The following is a 17,973-nucleotide window of genomic DNA, read 5'->3' as shown; positions in this document are numbered from 1 at the left end:
CGGATCAGCGATTGTCGATCTCCGATGGGGGAGCGCTGGGATGAGCGGAATGGGACGTACGGATGACGGCCGCGGCCGGCTCGGCAACGTGTTGTCGAACCTGGCCGTGGCCGTCGGCTGTGTGCTCTTCCTCGGCGGATTCGCCTGGGGAGCGGTGGTGTACCAGCCGTACACGGTGCCGACGGCGTCGATGACCCCGACGGTGAACGCCGGGGACCGGGTGCTCGCGGAGCGGATAGACGGTGCCGACGTACGGCGCGGTGACGTCGTCGTCTTCACGGACGCGGCGTGGGGCGATGTGCCGATGGTGAAACGGGTCGTGGGTGTCGGCGGGGACAAGATCGCCTGCTGCGACAAGAACGGCCGGCTGACCATCAACGGCAAGCCCGTCGAGGAACCGTATCTCCAGGCGAACGGTGGCCCGTTGCTGGTCGAGGCCGACGGCGAGGCGCCCGCTTCCGTGGAGGAATTCACGGCCGAGGTCCCCGAGGGGCAGCTGTTCCTCCTCGGTGACGAGCGCACCGGTTCGCTGGACTCCAGGGTTCACCTCAAGGACCCGGGGCAGGGCTCGGTGCCGCGCAGCGCCGTGCAGGCGCGGGTGGACGCCGTCGCGTGGCCCATGAACGGCATGATCGACCGCCCCGAGGCCTTCGCGGATCTGCCGGGCGGTGTGTCGTCCAGCGGTCCGCTGCGACTGCAGATCGGGGCCGTCGTGGCGGGCGTGGCACTCATCGTGGGCGGGGCCGCCCTCGGTGCCGTCGCGGGACGGTCCGCACGCCGGAACAAGCGGGCAGGGGCCACCACCGGTGCCCGCTGAGAAGCGCAAGGTCGCCCGGGTCGTGCTCCTGGACCCGGACGACCGGATCCTCCTGCTGCACGGATTCGAGCCCGACGACCCGGGGACGAGTTGGTGGTTCACTCCCGGCGGCGGCCTGGAGGGCGGCGAGACTAGGGCGGAGGCCGCGCTGCGCGAGCTCGCCGAGGAGACCGGGATCACGGACGTCGCGCTGGGCCCGGTGCTCTGGAAGCGGATCTGCTCCTTCCCGTTCGACGGGCGGCGCTGGGACCAGGACGAGTGGTACTTCCTGGCTCGAACGGCGCAGACCGCCACGGACCAGAAGGGGCTCACCGAGCTGGAGCTCCGCAGCGTTGCCGGGCTCAGGTGGTGGACCTCCGCCGAACTTCTGGCGGCGCGTGAGACGGTGTATCCGACCAGGCTCGGCGAGCTGCTGCGCACGCTGCTCGACGAGGGTCCCCCGCGCGATCCGCTGGTTCTCGCCCCCGAAATCGTCTAATCGTCCAGGGGTGCGTGAGGCTGACGCACAATAGGGGGACGCACGGCTGAAGGGGAACATGCCATGAGCGCCGAGGACCTCGAGAAGTACGAGACCGAGATGGAGCTGAAGCTCTACCGGGAGTACCGCGATGTCGTCGGTCTGTTCAAATATGTGATCGAGACCGAACGGCGCTTCTACCTCACCAACGACTACGAGATGCAGGTGCACTCGGTCCAGGGCGAGGTTTTTTTCGAGGTTTCCATGGCGGACGCGTGGGTCTGGGACATGTACCGGCCCGCCAGGTTCGTCAAGCAGGTCCGCGTGCTGACGTTCAAGGACGTGAACATCGAGGAGCTCAACAAGAGCGATCTCGAACTCCCGGGCGGATGATCGGCAACCGCTCCGGGTGCTGGTCAAGGGCGCGGGTTCACTCGTCCGGGTGGCCGGAATATTCACAATGAGTGAGTTGTCCACCAAGATCCAATAGATCGGACGGGGCGCGTCAGAGTCGGTGCCGGAGGTGGTGCCGACATGAACGCACGGGGGGCACTCGGGCGGTACGGCGAGGACCTGGCGGCGCGGCTGCTGGCCGACGCCGGTATGGCCGTACTGGAGCGCAACTGGCGCTGTCGCGCAGGAGAGATCGACATCGTCGCCAGGGACGGCGACGCGGTGGTCTTCTGCGAAGTGAAGACCCGCAGGGCGGGATGCTTCGAGCATCCGATGGAGGCCGTCACACCGGCCAAGGCGGACCGGCTGCGCCGACTCGCCGAGGTCTGGCTCGAGCGGCACGGCGGACCGCCCCGGGGCGGGGCCCGGATCGACCTGGTCGGTGTGATCCTTCCCCGGCGCGGAGCCCCGGTCGCCGAGCATGTCAGGGGCGTGGCCTGATGGGGTTCGCGCGGGCGTGTTCGGTGGCGCTGGTGGGCGTCGAGGGCGTGGTGGTGGAGGTCCAGGCCGATCTGGAACCGGGCGTGGCGGCATTCACCCTGGTCGGACTTCCGGACAAGAGCCTGGTGGAGAGCCGGGACCGGGTCAGGGCCGCGGTCGTCAATTCCGGGGCCGAGTGGCCGCAGAAGAAGCTCACGGTGGGGCTGTCCCCCGCGTCCGTTCCCAAGGGCGGGTCCGGCTTCGACCTCGCCGTCGCGTGCGCGGTGCTCGGCGCCGCGGAGCGGATCGACCCCGCGGCCATCGCCGATGTGGTGATGATCGGGGAGCTCGGCCTCGACGGCCGGGTGCGACCGGTGCGCGGGGTGCTCCCCGCCGTCCTCGCGGCGGCCGAGGCGGGATACCGGCAGGTCGTGGTTCCAGAACAGACAGCGGGGGAAGCCGCGCTGGTACCCGGCGTCTCGGTCCTCGGAGTGCGGAGCCTGCGGCAGCTGATCGCCATCCTCGGCGACGAGGCCGTGCCCGACGAGCCGGCCGCCGACCGGGGCCGCCCCGACGCGATGCTCGCCGGACTGATGATGCCGGGTGCCGGCATCGGCACGGGCCTCGCGCCGCTCGGCACGCAGGGGGCGGGGCACCGTCCCGACCTGGCGGACGTCGCCGGGCAGCCCAGAGCGCGCAAGGCCCTGGAGGTCGCCGCGGCAGGCGGACACCACCTTCTGCTCTCCGGACCGCCGGGTGCCGGCAAGACGATGCTGGCCGAACGCCTCACGGCGATCCTGCCGCCGCTGACCCGCCAGGAATCCCTCGAAGTGACGGCTGTGCACTCGGTGGCGGGCATCCTCCCACCGGGTGAACCACTGGTCACCGGAGCGCCGTACTGCGCACCGCACCACTCGGCGACGATGCAGTCGCTCGTCGGCGGGGGCAACGGGCTGCCGAGGCCCGGAGCGGTCTCCCTGGCGCACAGAGGTGTTCTCTTTCTGGACGAGGCTCCGGAATTCTCCGGCCGGGCGCTGGACGCGCTGCGTCAGCCCCTGGAATCCGGACACGTGGTGGTCGCACGTGCGGCCGGAGTGGTGCGGCTGCCCGCCAGGTTCCTGATGGTCCTGGCCGCGAACCCCTGCCCGTGCGGCCGGCACACCCTGACGGGCGCGGGCTGCGAATGCCCGCCCTCCGTGGTCCGCCGCTACCAGGCGCGGCTCTCCGGGCCGCTGCTGGACCGGGTGGACCTGCGGGTGGAGGTCGAGCCGGTGGGCCGGGCGGATCTGATGGGGCGTGGAGGCCGGGGCGAGACCTCGGCCGAGGTCGCCGCCCGGGTGCGGGAGGCGAGGGCGCGGGCCGCGGACCGGCTGGCCGGCACGCCCTGGACCACCAACAGCGAAGTCCCCGGTCATGAGCTGCGGACCAGGCTGCTCGCGGCGCCCGGTGCGCTGATGGCCGCGGAGCGCGACATGGAACGCGGCAACCTCACCGCCCGAGGCCTGGACCGTGTGCTCCGGGTCGCGTGGACGGTGGCGGACCTGAGGGCCGCCGACCGTCCTGACGCCTCCGACATCGCGACGGCCCTGGAGCTGCGGACGGGCATCCACCGGGGCGTACCCGTGCGGGCCGGTGCCTCGTGAACGGCCTGTCGGCCCGCACCGGCCGGGAGCGGCCGGCGCGGGCCGCGCTGACCCGCATCTTCGAGCCGGGGGACGAGCGGGCGGGCCGCTGGCTCCGCGAGGTGGGTCCCGTGGAGCTGATGAGACGCCTCACCGTCGCCGACGGCTCGGCGGAGACGCTGAAGGGGATGACCGCGACACGGCTGAGCGGCTACCGCTTACGGGCGTCGACCGCCGATCCCGAGCGGGACCTGTCGGACGTGGCCGGGGTCGGGGGACGGTTCGTCTGTCCCGGCGACCCGGAGTGGCCGAGCCAGCTCGACGACCTGTCGGACGCGCGGCCCATCGGCCTCTGGGTCCGAGGGCTGCCCGACCTGCGCCTTTGGGCGCTGCGCTCGGTCGCCGTGGTCGGAGCCCGGGCCTGCACACCGTACGGGGCGCACATGGCGGCGAGCATCGGAGCGGGGCTGGCCGAACGGGGTTGGGTGGTCGTCTCGGGGGCCGCCTTCGGGGTGGACGGAGCGGCTCACCGCGGCGCCCTGGCCGCGGGCGGGGCGACCATGGCGGTGCTGGCCTGCGGGGTGGATGTCGCCTATCCGCGGGGTCACGCGGAGTTGATCGGACGCATGGTCGAACAAGGGCTCGTCATTGGGGAGTTGCCGCCCTCCGAGCACCCCACGCGCAGCAGGTTCATCCTCAGGAACCGGGTGATCGCCGCCCTGACGAGGGGAACCGTCGTGGTGGAGGCCGAGTACCGCAGCGGCTCGCTGGTCACCGCCAGGAACGCACAGCGGCTCGGCCGCTACACGATGGGGGTCCCGGGCCCGGCCACCAGTGGCCTGTCGGCGGGGGTCCACGAACTCCTGCGCGGTGAGGGCGTCCTGGTCACCGACGCCGCCGAAATCGCCGAACTGGTGGGCGAGATCGGAGATCTGGCCCCGGCCAGGCGAGGCCCGGTGCTGCCGAGGGACCTCCTGGACCCCGTCAGCGCCCGGGTCCTGGACGCGCTGCCCCGCAGGGGAGCGATGGAGGGCCGCGACGTCGCCCGCACCGCCGGGACCAGTACCGATGAGGCACTCGGGCGGTTGTACGAACTGCACTCACTGGGGTTCGTCGAACGCGAGGCCGACGGATGGCGGTTGACGGTGGTACGGACACGCAATGGGGGTGCGCGGCGAGGCGATACTTGACCAGCAGCAAACGGGTGAAAAGGTGATGCCGATGACTTCGGCAGCGCCTGTTCGGGCCGCCGGGGCCGGTGCGCGCGGTGACGTTCCCGGTCTTCGGTCATGTCCGACGGCGCGGGATCCGGAACGGAATTGCACAGCACGGATCCGTTGTCCTGCGCGCACCGCAACACCTCAGTCACGCTACGCTCACAAGGAATCCGCCCCAGAGACACGTCCCCAGCACTTCACAGCAGAACGGCTCAAGGCACCACATGCCCCAGCACACCTCCGGGTCTGACCGCGCGGCAGCACCACCGGCTGCGCGTGGCACTGTGCGCCCTCCCGCCCCTTCCTCGCTCGAGGAGTTGTGGCGTTCATACAAGACCACTGGCGACGGGCGTCTCCGGGAGCAGCTGATCCTGCACTACTCGCCCCTGGTGAAGTACGTCGCCGGCCGGGTCAGTGTGGGGCTGCCGTCCAACGTGGAACAGGCGGACTTCGTCTCCTCCGGGGTCTTCGGGCTGATCGACGCCATCGAGAAGTTCGACATCGAACGGGCCATCAAGTTCGAGACGTACGCGATCACCCGGATCCGCGGCGCGATGATCGACGAGCTCCGGGCGCTCGACTGGATCCCGAGATCGGTGCGGCAGAAGGCGCGCAACGTGGAGCGTGCCTACGCCACGTTGGAGGCGCAGCTGCGGCGAACCCCCTCCGAGGCCGAGGTCGCCGCGGAGATGGGCATCGCGCTGGAGGAACTCCACGCTGTTTTCAGCCAGTTGTCACTCGCCAACGTGGTGGCTCTGGAGGAACTCCTGCACGTCGGCGGTGAGGGGGGTGACCGGCTGAGCCTGATGGACACCCTGGAGGACACCGCAGCCGACAACCCGGTCGAGGTCGCCGAGGACCGCGAACTCAGACGGCTGCTCGCCCGCGCGATCAACACCCTCCCCGAACGCGAGAAGACCGTGGTCACCCTCTACTACTACGAGGGCCTCACCCTCGCCGAGATCGGGAACGTCCTCGGAGTCACCGAGAGCCGGGTCAGCCAGATCCACACCAAGTCCGTGCTGCAGCTCCGGGCCAAACTGGCGGACGCCGGCCGCTGAGCCGTGGCGGCTTCGGCCACCCGATCGCATCCGGGCACCCCCTTTCGAACAGATGCCGCCGTAGAGTGGAGGCGTGCCCAGGATTCGAGCGGCCTCCGTGGCCGAGCACCGGACCATGCAGCGCGGCGCCCTCCTGGACGCCGCACGCTCCTTGCTGTCCGAGGGCGGTACGGAAGCGCTGACCTTCCCCGCCCTCGCCGAGCGCACCGGCCTTGCCAGGTCCTCCGTCTACGAGTACTTCCGCTCCCGTGCGGCCGTTGTCGAGGAGCTCTGCGCCGTCGACTTCCCCGTCTGGGCCGCCGAGGTCGAGAACGCGATGGACCGGGCCGGGACGCCCGAGGAGAAGATCGAGGCCTATGTGCGCCGACAGCTCGATCTGGTGGGCGACCGGCGGCACCGCGCGGTCGTCGCAATCTCCGCGAGTGAGCTGGACGCGGGTGCGCGCGAGAAGATCAGGGCCGCGCACGGCGGACTGATCGCCATGATCGTCGAGGCACTCGGCGACCTGGGCCATGCCCAGCCGCGGCTGGCCGCGATGCTGCTGCAGGGCTCGGTGGACGCTGCGGTGCGCCGGATCGAGCTGGGCGCGGCGGAGGAGCCCGGCGTGGTCGCGGACACGGCCGTGGCGATGGTCCTGCGCGGCGTACGCGGCTGAACCGCCGCCGGCGCCCCCTGCGGCTTCGGTGGACGGCTACAGCTCCCGTCGCGAGCAGCAGCACCACCACGACCTGTGCGAACCCGCCCGGCCCGTACCCGCCCGTGCCGTATCCGGACGGCTGCGCCCTGAACGCGGCGGAGCTTTCGGTCCGAGGCGCAGGTTCCGTCCCCGGCAGGGGTACGCCGAAGACGGGCAGCAGGCGGGAGGGCCCGCGGCGCAGCAGTGACGGGGGGAGCAGCGACAGCGGATCCAGATAGGCGTCCCCCCGCCGCAGCCCCCAGTGCAGGCAGCCGGCCGCGCAGTGGGACGGCCCCTGCCCGGTCACCCCCACCACCTGCCCCGCCACGAGCTCGTCGCCCTTCGAGACCTGCGCACGTACGGGCTCGTACGTGATGCGAAGCGGCGGCTCACCGCTTCCGGCCACCTCGACCGAGACCACCCCGCGGCCCGCCACGGGCCCCGCGAACGAGACCCGCCCCGGTGCGGCGGCCATCACCGGGGTGCCCGGCGGCGCGGCGAGGTCGACGCCCCGGTGGCCCCGGGCGTACGGACCGGCGGGCGGCTCCCATCCGCGTACCACCAGCGGTCTGCCCGCGAGCGGCCAGGCACGGTCGCCCTCCGGCGCGGGCCCCGGTGCCGCCCGGGCGCCGGACCGTGCCGGCAGCACGGTGAGCAGAGCGCTCAGCACGGCCACCAGCAGCGCGGCGCGGAACCGCCGTACGCTTGTTTCGGAAGTGCGGTACATGACGGAACGATCTCCCGGCGGGCGGTTCCGCGGGGATCATGGAGCGGATCTGTGGACAGCCGACCGGTTGTGGACATCGCCGTCACCCGGCACTCGACGGGTCCCGTACACTTCTTTTGGCGATCCGGGTCACCGGGTCGACTTCGCACGCCCCGCCACCTCCCTTTCTTCGGAGGTGTCCGCGCTCCTCGGTCCCTCGTGGCACGGCGCGTCGGGGCGTCAGGCGCGACAGCAAACCTGCGGTCGCGATAACCGAGCACCTCAAGGAGTACGGCCATGGCCGTCGTCACGATGCGGGAGCTGCTGGAAAGCGGCGTCCACTTCGGTCACCAGACCCGTCGCTGGAACCCGAAGATGAAGCGCTTCATCTTCACCGAGCGCAACGGCATCTACATCATCGACCTGCTCCAGTCGCTGTCGTACATCGACCGCGCCTACGAGTTCGTCAAGGAGACCGTCGCCCACGGCGGCTCCATCATGTTCGTGGGTACGAAGAAGCAGGCGCAGGAGGCCATCGCCGAGCAGGCGACGCGCGTCGGCATGCCGTACGTCAACCAGCGTTGGCTCGGTGGCATGCTCACCAACTTCTCCACCGTCTACAAGCGCCTTCAGCGTCTGAAGGAGCTCGAGCTCATCGACTTCGAGGACGTGGCCGCCTCCGGCCTCACCAAGAAGGAGCTCCTGGTCCTCTCCCGCGAGAAGGCCAAGCTGGAGAAGACCCTCGGTGGTATCCGCGAGATGCAGAAGGTGCCGAGCGCCGTCTGGATCGTCGACACCAAGAAGGAGCACATCGCCGTCGGTGAGGCGCGCAAGCTCCACATCCCGGTCGTCGCGATCCTCGACACCAACTGCGACCCCGACGAGGTCGACTACAAGATTCCGGGCAACGACGACGCGATCCGCTCCGTCACCCTGCTCACCCGCGTGATCGCCGACGCCGTCGCCGAGGGCCTCATCGCCCGTTCCGGTGCCGCGACCGGTGACTCGAAGCCGGGCGAGAAGGCCGCCGGCGAGCCGCTCGCCGAGTGGGAGCGAGACCTGCTCGAGGGCGAGAAGAAGGACGACGCCGAGGTTCAGTCCTCCGCCGAGACCGAGAAGGCCGCCGACGCCGAGCCGGCCGTCGCCGCTGCCGAGGAGGCCGAGACCCCGGCTGCCGAGGCTCCGGCCGCGGACGCCCCCGCCGCCGAGGCTCCGGCCACGGACGAGCAGGCCTGACACCCGTCAGTCACGGCTGAATGACGGCGGGGGCCGGTGCCACTGGCACCGCCCCCGCCGTTCACCCGTAGATCTTTCAGACTTCGAGAGAGAAACAGACTCATGGCGAACTACACCGCCGCTGACGTCAAGAAGCTCCGCGAGCTCACCGGCGCCGGCATGATGGACTGCAAGAAGGCGCTCGACGAGGCCGACGGCAACGTCGACGGCGCCGTCGAGGCGCTCCGCATCAAGGGCCAGAAGGGCGTCGCCAAGCGCGAGGGCCGTTCTGCCGAGAACGGCGCCGTCGTCTCCCTCATCTCCGAGGACAAGACGTCCGGCGTCCTGCTCGAGCTGAAGTGCGAGACGGACTTCGTCGCCAAGGGCGAGAAGTTCCAGGCCGTCGCCAACACGCTCGCCGCGCACGTCGCCGCGACCTCCCCGGCCGACATCCAGGCGCTCCTCGCCTCGGAGATCGAGCCCGGCAAGACGGTCCAGGCGTACGTGGACGAGGCCAACGCCAACCTCGGCGAGAAGATCGTCCTGGACCGCTTCGCGCAGTTCACCGGCGGTTACGTGGCTGCGTACATGCACCGCACGATGCCCGACCTCCCGCCGCAGGTCGGCGTGCTCGTCGAGCTGGACAAGCCCAACGCCGAGGTGGCCAAGGACGTCGCGCAGCACATCACTGCCTTCGCCCCGAAGTACCTCAACCGCGACGAGGTCCCCGCCGAGACGGTCGAGAACGAGCGCCGTGTCGCCGAGGCCACCTCGCGTGAGGAGGGCAAGCCCGAGGCCGCCCTCCCGAAGATCGTCGAGGGTCGCGTCAACGGCTTCTTCAAGGACGTCGTCGTCCTGGAGCAGGCGTTCGCCAAGGACGCCAAGAAGTCCGTCCAGAAGGTCCTGGACGAGGCCGGTGTCAGCCTGAAGCGCTTCGCGCGCATCAAGGTCGGCATCTGAGTCCGTCCGCGAACAACGGCGGACCCCGATAGGGTCTGGTGCAGTCGCTGGCCGCACTCATGCCGGACGACCGCAGAACTGACGAGGAGGCCATTGCCGCTGAGGGACACCAGACCCACCGGCAATGGCCTTCTTCGTATGTGCACGAGGAGAATCTCCATGAACAAGGGCGCAGACGCCTCCCAGGGTGACCACAAGGGCGACGACGGCAAGATTTCCGGTCGCTTCATGCTGAAGCTGTCCGGCGAGGCGTTCGCCGGTGGCGGGGGTCTCGGCGTCGACCCCGATGTCGTGCACACCATCGCCCGCGAGATCGCCGCGGTCGTACGGGACGGCGCGGAGATCGCGGTCGTCATCGGCGGTGGCAACTTCTTCCGTGGCGCCGAGCTCCAGCAGCGCGGCATGGACCGGGCACGGTCCGACTACATGGGCATGCTCGGCACGGTCATGAACTGCCTGGCACTGCAGGACTTCCTGGAGAAGGAAGGCATCGACTCACGCGTCCAGACCGCCATCACCATGGGTCAGGTCGCGGAGCCGTACATCCCGCTCCGTGCCGTACGGCACCTGGAGAAGGGGCGCGTCGTCATCTTCGGCGCGGGCATGGGCATGCCGTACTTCTCCACCGACACCACCGCCGCCCAGCGCGCCCTCGAGATCGAGGCGGAGGCGCTGCTGATGGGGAAGAACGGGGTGGACGGGGTCTACGACTCCGACCCCAAGAACAACCCCGGTGCGGTGAAGTTCGACGCGCTGGAATACAGCGAGGTGCTCGCCCGTGACCTCAAGGTCGCCGACGCCACCGCCATCACGCTCTGCCGTGACAATCAGCTCCCGATCCTCGTCTTCGAGCTGACCGCGGAGGGCAATATCGCCCGCGCGGTCAAGGGTGAGAAGATCGGCACGCTCGTGAGTGACGAGAGCACCCGGGCCTGACGGCCCAAAGGATGGACAACGGCCTGCCGGTCGGACACCGTGCAGGTGAGGACGCGACGCAGGATCCGCAGGGCCCGACGATGCCGGGCCCACTCAAGACACGCAGGAGCACGTGGTGATCGAAGAAATCCTCCTCGAGGCCGAGGAGAAGATGGAGAAGGCCGTCGTGGTCGCCAAAGAAGACTTTGCCGCGATCCGTACCGGCCGTGCGCACCCGGCGATGTTCAACAAGATCGTCGCCGACTACTACGGCGCGCTGACCCCGATCAACCAGCTGGCCTCGTTCTCGGTCCCCGAGCCGCGCATGGCCGTGGTGACTCCGTTCGACAAGACCGCGCTGCGCAACATCGAGCAGGCGATCCGTGACTCCGACCTCGGCGTCAACCCGAGCAACGACGGCAACATCATCCGCGTGACGTTCCCCGAGCTCACGCAGGACCGTCGCAAGGAGTACATCAAGGTCGCCAAGACCAAGGCCGAGGACTCCAAGATCTCGATCCGCTCCATCCGCCGCAAGGCCAAGGAGTCGCTCGACAAGCTCGTCAAGGACAAGGAGTCCGGCGAGGACGAGGTCCGCCGCGCGGAGAAGGAGCTCGACGACACCACCGCGAAGTACGTCGCACAGGTGGACGAGCTGCTCAAGCACAAGGAAGCCGAGCTGCTCGAAGTCTGATGAACGACTCTTCCTGGGGCGCCCCGCAGGGAGCCGGCTACTGGGGTGCGCCCGAGATGGGGGCCGCTCCGGCGGGTCCTGCCCACGATGTGCACGGCGCCCAGCAGACTCGGCCCATGCCCATCGTGCCGGACGTTCCCGACGCAGGTAGAGACGCAGACGACCGCGACAACCGGGACAGGGAAGCCGCGCAGGTCAGCGGTCCCCTGTTCCGTGACGAGAAGCAGCAGGAGCCCATGTCCACCGCGTTGCCGTCGCCCCCACCGCAGAAGAAGCGTGCAGGTCGTGATCTGCGCGCCGCGATAGGGGTCGGCCTCGGTCTCGGCGTGGTCGTCGCCGGTTCGCTCTTCATCGTGAAGGCCGTCTTCGTCGGTGTGGTCGTGCTGGCGGTGGTGGTCGGGCTCTGGGAGCTCACCTCGCGCCTCAAGGAGCGCAAGGGGATCAACGCCCCCCTCGTGCCGCTCGCCGTCGGCGGCGCAGCCATGGTCGTCGCCGGCTACGTGCGGGACGCGGAGGGCGCCTGGGTCGCCATGGCGCTCACCGCGCTCGCGGTGCTCGTCTGGCGGATGACCGAGTCGCCGGAGGGATACCTCAAGGACGTCACGGCCGGTGTCTTCGCCGTCTTCTACGTGCCGTTCCTGGCGACGTTCGTCGCGATGATGCTCACCGCGGACGACGGTCCGTGGCGTGTGCTGACCTTCCTGCTGCTCACCGTGGTCGCCGACACCGGTGCGTACGCCGTCGGCTGGCGCTTCGGCACGCACAAGCTCGCACCGCGCATCAGTCCCGGGAAGACCCGCGAGGGCCTGTTCGGCGCGATCGGTTTCGCGATGGTCGCGGGTGCGCTGTGCATGGAGTTCCTGATCGACGACGGCAGGTGGTGGCAGGGACTGCTGCTGGGCCTGGCGGTCGCCGCCAGCGCCACCCTCGGCGACCTGGGCGAGTCCATGATCAAGCGGGACCTCGGGATCAAGGACATGGGCACGCTGCTTCCGGGCCACGGCGGCATCATGGACCGGCTCGACTCGCTGCTGCCCACCGCGCCGGTGGTCTGGCTGCTGCTGGTGCTGTTCGTAGGATCCGGCTGAGTCATCGCGCTCGCGTACCGGCGACCTGCGGTTCCATGAGTGAGGGTCCGTTGCCCACTGGGCGGCGGGCCCTCATTCGTCGGTCCGAGCGCAAAGGACCGGCCGAGGGCGGGGGCCCTCGGCCGGTCCGGTGGATGTCACGCGGTCACTGGGTGATGGACGACTCCAGGTGGAAGGGGTTGCTCAGCCGGGGGGTTGTGCGGCGAGCCTCGACCACGAACTCCCACACACCCGGCTTCGGGTTGGTGTAGGTGCGGGTGGTCGGGTCGCAGCCGTTGCCGTCGAGGTAGTTGGCGTAGCAGTAGATCGAGCCGCCGCCGGACTTCTCGCCGCTGACGCCCTCGGGGGTGAAGGCCCACCACCGGGTCTGGCTGCCGTCGGTGAGGCCCGAGAGGTTCACCGTCAGGCTCTTGGTGCCGGCCGGAACGGCCACGGTGTAGTGGACGGTCTCGTTGCGGTTCGCGGTGCCGTCGGCCGCCCACGTGGTGTCCGCGGTCAGCGGGGTGGCTGCCTCGACGGTCAGGAGCATGGACTGCTCGACGCCGCGCGTGCGGTGGTTGTCGATGGTCAGGACGGCGCTGTGGGTGCCCTGGCGCTCGGGCTCTGCGGTCACCTTGACCACCGTCGGGACGTCCTTCTCGAGAGTGACGCGCTTGGGCGCGGAGAAGGTGCCGTCATTGCCCGTGAGGTCGAGGTCGTAGGACTGGGCGCTGTCCTTGCCGCCGGTGCGGGTCAGGGTGACGTCGTAGGTACGGGCCTCGCCGACTCCCTGGCCGCCGCTGCCGGGGGCGCAGCTGTTGAACAGGCCGGTGCCCGCGTGGGGGGTGATCAGCTTGTCGGAGAGCACGGTGCAGACCGGCGCGGAGACGCTGATGTCCTCGCTGGTGGAGACGCCCTTGGACAGCAGGCTCCACGCCTTCTCGACGTCGAACCGGCCGTTGCCCTGGGCGATGGCATCCACGCTGCGGTCGTAGTCGGCCGAGGAATAGATGGCCCTGCGCAGCTCGGCAGGGGTCGCGCTGACGCGTCTCTGCTCGGCGGCGGACAGCAGCAGCGCCGCGGCGCCTGCGGCCTGCGGGGAGGCCATCGAGGTGCCGTTCATCATGGAGTAGCCGGGCGGCAGGGTGTAGCCCGTCTCGGCGACTGAGGCGCTGGCGATCCAGTCCGGGGTGGGGGAGACGGCCGCGCCCGGTGCGGTGATGTCGGGCTTCATGCCGCCGTCCTCACGCGGGCCGCGCGAGGAGAACGGGAAGATGCCGTCCTTGAAGGCCGCCTTGGAGCCGTAGTTGGCCCACCACGTCTCACCGGAGACCGAGGCGCCGACGCTGACCACCTTGTCGGCGGCGGTCGGGTCGCCGAGGGTGTTGGTGCCGGCGCCGGAGTTGCCGGCGGATATGAACATCTGGACGCCGGTCTCGTCGATCAGGCGGTTGTAGAGCAGGGACATGGCGCTCTGACCGTCGTTGAGGGCCGGGCTGGAACCGATGGACATGTTGATGACGTCGACGCCGTGGTCGGTGGCGAGGTCGATCATGCCGTCGGTGAGGGCGGCGCTGGAGCAGCCGGCCGAGGTGCACGCCCGCATGGAGACCAGCTTGGCGCCGGGGGCCTGGCCGTCCATGGCGCCGCCGAACATCCCGTTCGCGGCGGTGATACCGGCGACGTGGGTACCGTGCGCCACGTCGAGCGCGTTGATGTTGATGCCGGACAACGCCGCGGAGAACTTCTTGAAGTCGACGGTGAACGGCTGCCGTTCGTTGCGCGCGGTGTCAGGGTTGTCGGTGCCGAGGTAGCCGATCTGGTGGTCGGCCTTGTAGGGCCGGATCAGCTCGTCCTCGGAGAAGACGTGGTCCAGGTCGGTGTCCACGAAGAGGGCACCGTCCGTGGCGCGGTACACCGTGCCCAGGTAACTGCCGGCGAGGGTGGGGTCGGCGAAGCTGGTCGCGTTGAGCAGCCGGGTGGACAGGGACAGGCCCTCGCCGGCCGGGAGCGTCCAGGTGATGTTCTGTTTGACGACGGTCGGCCCGGTGACCGCGTTGCTCGTGGTGAGCAGCGACCAGGTGCGGTCGAAGAGCAGGTCGATGAAGTTGGTGGGGTTGCTGCCGACGACCGTGTCGACCAGCTTGCGCTCACCGGTCGTCGTCCTGGCCAGCGCAGGGTGGGTCGGGTCGATGCCGGTGTCCATGATGCCGATGGTTACGCCCCGGCCGTCATAGGTGCGGTGGTCGTCCTTGAAGTCCACCGAGCCGGTCTCGGCGGTCGGCATGTAGGGGTTGTCGTCCCGGGTCTTCGCGGACGGGGCTGCCGGGAGGCGGGCCGAGTGGGCGGCCGCACCGCTTCTGCCGGAATCGACCCGGGTGTCCTCCAGTTCGAGGAGCTCGTCGGCATCCACCCGCAGGACGTCCTCGAGTGCGGCGACCTTCTCGACCTCGGCGAACGGCACGTTGGCCTTGATGTAGCCGATCTCGGGATCGGTCCTGGTGACTTCGGCGCCGAGGCCGGTCAGTGCCTGCTCGGCTTCCGCGGTCCGGCCGTCCTTGACGGCAAGCATCAGAGTGACGAAGCCGGGGACGGCCCGGTCGGCCCCGGCGGGGATGCTGCGGGCCCGGGACTGCTTGGTGTACTTCGCGATCAGCGCCCGGTCGTGGCTGCCGAGCTTGTCGACGGCGGCGGCGGTGGACTGCGGGAGCGCGGAGTCCGCGCTGGCCGGTACGGAGGCCAGGGACATGCAGCCGGTGGCCAGGACGGCGGCTATCGCGGCTGCGGTTCGCACGGGCATGTGCGGAGTGCGGGTTCTGGGGCGGAACATCAGCGTCCTTCGGGCTCGGGAACGTGTCGGACAGCGACACCGTGCCACCCGATGAACTCGCCTATCAGCCCCTGGACATGGCGGTTTGATGTCTTGGCACAAACGCGCCACGAGCATGCCGCAGCGATCCCCGCCCCCACGGGCCGGGGAGTTTTCGTGCCGGTTTCGACGGTGTGTCAGATCCAGTTGCGGCGCGCGGCCTGCCAGCCGAGCTGAAGCCGGCTCTGCGCCCCGGCGAGGGCCAGCAGTCGCCGGACCCGCCGCTGGACGGTGCGCAGGCTCACGTCCTGCTGGGAGGCGATCGCCTGGTCGGTGTACCCGGCCAGCAGCAGGGAGAGCAGATGCCTGTCGTCGGTGGTCAACGGTCCTTCGCTGCCCGCAGCCAGCGCGGCGGGTACGGGGAGGGCGGACTCCCAGACCCTGGTGAAGATCCAACTGAGACCGTCCAGCACGGTACGGGTGCGTACGACCAGGGCCGTGGGGTCGCTCGACGGGGCTTCCCGGGGTATGACGAGAGCGAGTCCGTCGTCGACGATGACCAACTTGAGCGGGATGTCGACCGACACCCGCATTTCCTCGCCCAGCTCGGCCCATTCATCGAGGAGCAGCGGAGTGTCCGGGTTCTCCAGGTCCAGTGAGGACCTCTCGTAGACGACCCGGTACCGCACGCCCGCCCGCAGGGCGTCCTGCTGGCCGGTGTTGGCGGCCGGGGGGACGGCCACCACGGGCCCCGCGGTCATGCTCCGGATCTCCTTGCGGGCTGCCCGCTGGACCTGGGCGTAGCGCTCCGCGATGGCGGCTCCGCCCTCGATGACCTCGATCGTCTCGGTGGTGTCGGCGGACGGGGCGTCGCCCCGGTAGCTCTGGGTCAGCTGGGCGATGGCGAGCTGTGCCTTGCGTACGCCGTCCATGCGCTGCAGCGCCATCAGATTCAGGCTGATGTCCGGCGGTGCGGCCCGCAGGCCACGCCGCTGGCCCGGGTGGGTCGTCACCAGGCCCATGAGCTCCAACTCGGCGAGGGCGTGCTCGACCTCCGGTTCCGGCATGCCTGAGCGATCGGCCAGTTCCCCGGCGTCGGTCGCGGCCCGGGCGACGAGCGCCACGTACACCTGCTCCTCGACGGGTCCGATCCCGAGTCCCTCGAGCATCTCAACCCCCGGCACAGATAGTCGGTGCGGACAAGGAACCCCCCGGTCAGGACGGATGGCTGGCGGCAGACTACCGCTGAGACCCGCGCCACGGGCGAGTGAGATCCACTTCCGCCTCAACGATCCGGCCGGGGGTTCGGGGCCGGCATCCCTCCAGTCGGAACGGGCGGGAAGAATTCGCGCATACGTTCGATATGCGGGGTGAGGTCCGACTGCGTACAGCCGTTCCCGGGTGCGATCGGTCACGGTCGTGCGCGAGGCCGGGGCGGTCCGTGGGCCGTCACACGGGCGCCGACGTCGGCCGACAGCGACCGGACGCCGTCGCACCCCACCCACCCGGGCCCACGACGACCTCGGGTACCACGGCGTGTCTGCGACACTGGAAGAACCATGCCTAAGCCCGGAGAACTCCAGTTTGTCGCGCCCCGCGGAGCCAAGCAGCCGCCGCGGCACCTCGCCGACCTCACCCCCGACGAGCGCAAGGAAGCAGTCGCCGCGACCGGCGAGAAGCCCTTCCGCGCCAAGCAGCTGTCGCAGCACTACTTCGCGCGGTACGCGCACGACCCGGTCCAGTGGAACAACATCCCGGCCGGTTCGCGGGAGAAGCTCGCCGAGGCGCTGTTCCCCGACCTGATGTCCGTGGTGCGCCACATCAGCTGCGACGACGACACCACCCGCAAGACGCTCTGGAAGCTGCACGACGGGACGCTCGTCGAGTCCGTCCTCATGCGGTATCCGGAGCGGGTGACGATGTGCATCTCCTCGCAGGCCGGGTGCGGGATGAACTGCCCGTTCTGCGCGACCGGGCAGGCAGGCCTCGACCGCAATCTCTCCACGGCCGAGATCGTGCACCAGATCGTGGACGGGATGCGGGCGCTGCGTGACGGTGAGGTTCCGGGCGGGCCCGCCCGGCTCTCCAACATCGTTTTCATGGGTATGGGCGAGCCCCTGGCCAACTACAAGCGCGTCGTCGGGGCGATCCGGCGGCTGACCGACCCCGAGCCGGACGGTCTCGGGCTCTCGCAGCGTGGGATCACCGTGTCCACGGTGGGCCTGGTGCCGGCCATGCTGCGCTTCGCCGACGAGGGCTTCAAATGCCGTCTCGCCGTCTCGCTCCACGCCCCGGACGACGAGCTGCGCGACACCCTCGTTCCCGTGAACACGCGCTGGAACGTCCGGGAGGTGCTGGACGCGGCGTGGGAGTACGCCGAGAAGTCCGGCCGCCGCATCTCCATCGAGTACGCGCTGATCCGCGACATCAACGACCAGGCATGGCGGGGCGACCGGCTCGGCCGGCTGCTCAAGGGCAAGCGCGTGCACGTCAACCTCATCCCGCTGAACCCGACGCCCGGTTCCAAGTGGACCGCCTCGCGGCCCGAGGACGAGAAGGCGTTCGTCGACGCGATCGCCGCTCATGGTGTGCCCGTCACGGTCCGTGACACCCGTGGTCAGGAGATCGACGGGGCCTGCGGACAGCTGGCGGCCTCCGAGCGCTGACGTGGTTCCGGGTAGGGCGCCATCCGGCCGGAACGGCCTGATCCGGCCGGTGTAGCCTGACCCGGAAATCAACTTCATATTCCGACAGGGGAGCGCCACAGCGCTGAGAGTGCGGCACCGAGCCGCAGACCCTCTGAACCTCGCCCGGGTCATTCCGGGTAGGAAGTTCGGACCTTACTCAAGCTGTTGCGCCCTGCCCGCTCGCCGAGCGGGTGGGG

The 17,973-nt window shown here is 69.9% G+C and carries 16 protein-coding genes, 1 pseudogene and 1 riboswitch; of the genes and pseudogenes, 14 read left to right on the top strand and 3 right to left on the bottom strand.

What is annotated here, in order from left to right; genetic code table 11:
* The first annotated feature begins 40 nt into the window (after positions 1-40).
* From lepB to ACFW9O_RS28770, 8 genes are all read left to right on the top strand, one after another.
* Positions 41-817 (top strand): signal peptidase I, encoded by a 777-nt coding sequence (lepB, locus tag ACFW9O_RS28805; protein ID WP_384613388.1) that lies wholly within the window; start codon positions 41-43, stop codon positions 815-817.
* A complete protein-coding gene (locus ACFW9O_RS28800) occupies positions 807-1,295 on the top strand; it encodes an NUDIX hydrolase (RefSeq protein ID WP_351177721.1) in 489 nt (162 codons plus the stop codon). Before lepB ends, ACFW9O_RS28800 begins: the two co-directional genes overlap by 11 nt.
* 63 nt (positions 1,296-1,358) lie before the next feature.
* On the top strand, positions 1,359-1,667 hold the full coding sequence (locus tag ACFW9O_RS28795) for a DUF2469 domain-containing protein (RefSeq protein ID WP_003965949.1): 309 nt from the start codon (positions 1,359-1,361) through the stop codon (positions 1,665-1,667).
* Between the two features lie 141 nt (positions 1,668-1,808).
* Positions 1,809-2,168 (top strand): YraN family protein, encoded by a 360-nt coding sequence (locus ACFW9O_RS28790; RefSeq protein WP_351177717.1) that lies wholly within the window; start codon positions 1,809-1,811, stop codon positions 2,166-2,168.
* Positions 2,168-3,790 carry a YifB family Mg chelatase-like AAA ATPase gene (locus ACFW9O_RS28785; protein WP_384613386.1) on the top strand — a complete coding sequence of 541 codons (1,623 nt, stop codon included), beginning with the start codon at positions 2,168-2,170 and terminating at the stop codon, positions 3,788-3,790. The genes ACFW9O_RS28790 and ACFW9O_RS28785 overlap by 1 nt, the downstream gene beginning before the upstream one ends.
* The gene (gene dprA, locus ACFW9O_RS28780; protein ID WP_384613383.1) at positions 3,787-4,959 is read left to right on the top strand and encodes a DNA-processing protein DprA; all 1,173 of its coding nucleotides are present in this window, start codon (positions 3,787-3,789) and stop codon (positions 4,957-4,959) included. The genes ACFW9O_RS28785 and dprA overlap by 4 nt, the downstream gene beginning before the upstream one ends.
* A gap of 251 nt (positions 4,960-5,210) precedes the next feature.
* On the top strand, positions 5,211-6,047 hold the full coding sequence (gene whiG / locus ACFW9O_RS28775; RefSeq protein ID WP_384613381.1) for an RNA polymerase sigma factor WhiG: 837 nt from the start codon (positions 5,211-5,213) through the stop codon (positions 6,045-6,047).
* Positions 6,048-6,144: 97 nt separating this feature from the next.
* Positions 6,145-6,702 (top strand): helix-turn-helix domain-containing protein, encoded by a 558-nt coding sequence (locus ACFW9O_RS28770; RefSeq protein ID WP_351177748.1) that lies wholly within the window; start codon positions 6,145-6,147, stop codon positions 6,700-6,702.
* A 307-nt stretch (positions 6,703-7,009) separates the two neighbouring features.
* Here the strand turns inward: ACFW9O_RS28770 and ACFW9O_RS28765 are convergent.
* Positions 7,010-7,198 (bottom strand): annotated as a pseudogene (locus ACFW9O_RS28765) (M23 family peptidase); the annotation flags it as partial.
* A 528-nt stretch (positions 7,199-7,726) separates the two neighbouring features.
* Here ACFW9O_RS28765 and rpsB point away from each other — a divergent pair.
* The 5 genes from rpsB to ACFW9O_RS28740 all read left to right on the top strand — a co-directional run bounded on the left by rpsB (position 7,727) and on the right by ACFW9O_RS28740 (position 12,301).
* Positions 7,727-8,665 carry a 30S ribosomal protein S2 gene (gene rpsB / locus ACFW9O_RS28760; RefSeq protein WP_329206935.1) on the top strand — a complete coding sequence of 313 codons (939 nt, stop codon included), beginning with the start codon at positions 7,727-7,729 and terminating at the stop codon, positions 8,663-8,665.
* A gap of 102 nt (positions 8,666-8,767) precedes the next feature.
* Positions 8,768-9,604, top strand: a complete 837-nt coding sequence (gene tsf / locus ACFW9O_RS28755; RefSeq protein ID WP_351182178.1) for a translation elongation factor Ts — start codon at positions 8,768-8,770, stop codon at positions 9,602-9,604.
* A 159-nt stretch (positions 9,605-9,763) separates the two neighbouring features.
* Positions 9,764-10,540, top strand: coding sequence for a UMP kinase (pyrH, locus tag ACFW9O_RS28750; protein WP_351182181.1), 777 nt, complete (start codon positions 9,764-9,766; stop codon positions 10,538-10,540).
* 115 nt (positions 10,541-10,655) lie between these two features.
* Complete coding sequence (frr, locus tag ACFW9O_RS28745) at positions 10,656-11,213, top strand: ribosome recycling factor (protein ID WP_031100531.1); 558 nt, start codon at positions 10,656-10,658, stop codon at positions 11,211-11,213.
* Positions 11,213-12,301 (top strand): phosphatidate cytidylyltransferase, encoded by a 1,089-nt coding sequence (locus ACFW9O_RS28740; RefSeq protein WP_384613378.1) that lies wholly within the window; start codon positions 11,213-11,215, stop codon positions 12,299-12,301. The genes frr and ACFW9O_RS28740 overlap by 1 nt, the downstream gene beginning before the upstream one ends.
* Before the next feature lie 145 nt (positions 12,302-12,446).
* On the opposite strand, the gene ACFW9O_RS28735 is transcribed toward ACFW9O_RS28740, so the two are convergent.
* Together ACFW9O_RS28735 and ACFW9O_RS28730 are read right to left on the bottom strand one after the other, a co-directional pair.
* Positions 12,447-15,080: a S8 family serine peptidase gene (locus ACFW9O_RS28735; protein ID WP_384613376.1), complete on the bottom strand. Its 2,634-nt coding sequence runs from the start codon at positions 15,078-15,080 to the stop codon at positions 12,447-12,449.
* A 206-nt stretch (positions 15,081-15,286) separates the two neighbouring features.
* Positions 15,287-16,258 carry a helix-turn-helix domain-containing protein gene (locus ACFW9O_RS28730; protein ID WP_384613374.1) on the bottom strand — a complete coding sequence of 324 codons (972 nt, stop codon included), beginning with the start codon at positions 16,256-16,258 and terminating at the stop codon, positions 15,287-15,289.
* Positions 16,259-16,648: 390 nt separating this feature from the next.
* Here ACFW9O_RS28730 and rlmN point away from each other — a divergent pair, with 390 nt between their 5' ends.
* A complete protein-coding gene (gene rlmN / locus ACFW9O_RS28725) occupies positions 16,649-17,755 on the top strand; it encodes a 23S rRNA (adenine(2503)-C(2))-methyltransferase RlmN (RefSeq protein WP_384613372.1) in 1,107 nt (368 codons plus the stop codon).
* Between the two features lie 76 nt (positions 17,756-17,831).
* Positions 17,832-17,938, top strand: a riboswitch (TPP riboswitch).
* Positions 17,939-17,973: the final 35 nt, after the last annotated feature.

The sequence above is a fragment of the Streptomyces sp. NPDC059499 genome, assembly GCF_042749285.1.
GTDB lineage: Bacteria > Actinomycetota > Actinomycetes > Streptomycetales > Streptomycetaceae > Streptomyces.
This window is presented reverse-complemented; position numbering and strand designations above follow the sequence as displayed.

Coding starts and splice junctions, on each gene's coding strand:
- tsf (WP_351182178.1), top strand. CDS start 8,768: ATGGCGAACTACACCGCCGCTGACGTCAAGAAGCTCCGCGAGCTCACC.
- ACFW9O_RS28785 (WP_384613386.1), top strand. CDS start 2,168: ATGGGGTTCGCGCGGGCGTGTTCGGTGGCGCTGGTGGGCGTCGAGGGC.
- rpsB (WP_329206935.1), top strand. CDS start 7,727: ATGGCCGTCGTCACGATGCGGGAGCTGCTGGAAAGCGGCGTCCACTTC.
- pyrH (WP_351182181.1), top strand. CDS start 9,764: ATGAACAAGGGCGCAGACGCCTCCCAGGGTGACCACAAGGGCGACGAC.
- ACFW9O_RS28790 (WP_351177717.1), top strand. CDS start 1,809: ATGAACGCACGGGGGGCACTCGGGCGGTACGGCGAGGACCTGGCGGCG.
- lepB (WP_384613388.1), top strand. CDS start 41: ATGAGCGGAATGGGACGTACGGATGACGGCCGCGGCCGGCTCGGCAAC.
- ACFW9O_RS28735 (WP_384613376.1), bottom strand. CDS start 15,080: ATGCCCGTGCGAACCGCAGCCGCGATAGCCGCCGTCCTGGCCACCGGC.
- whiG (WP_384613381.1), top strand. CDS start 5,211: ATGCCCCAGCACACCTCCGGGTCTGACCGCGCGGCAGCACCACCGGCT.
- ACFW9O_RS28730 (WP_384613374.1), bottom strand. CDS start 16,258: ATGCTCGAGGGACTCGGGATCGGACCCGTCGAGGAGCAGGTGTACGTG.
- rlmN (WP_384613372.1), top strand. CDS start 16,649: ATGCCTAAGCCCGGAGAACTCCAGTTTGTCGCGCCCCGCGGAGCCAAG.
- ACFW9O_RS28740 (WP_384613378.1), top strand. CDS start 11,213: ATGAACGACTCTTCCTGGGGCGCCCCGCAGGGAGCCGGCTACTGGGGT.
- ACFW9O_RS28795 (WP_003965949.1), top strand. CDS start 1,359: ATGAGCGCCGAGGACCTCGAGAAGTACGAGACCGAGATGGAGCTGAAG.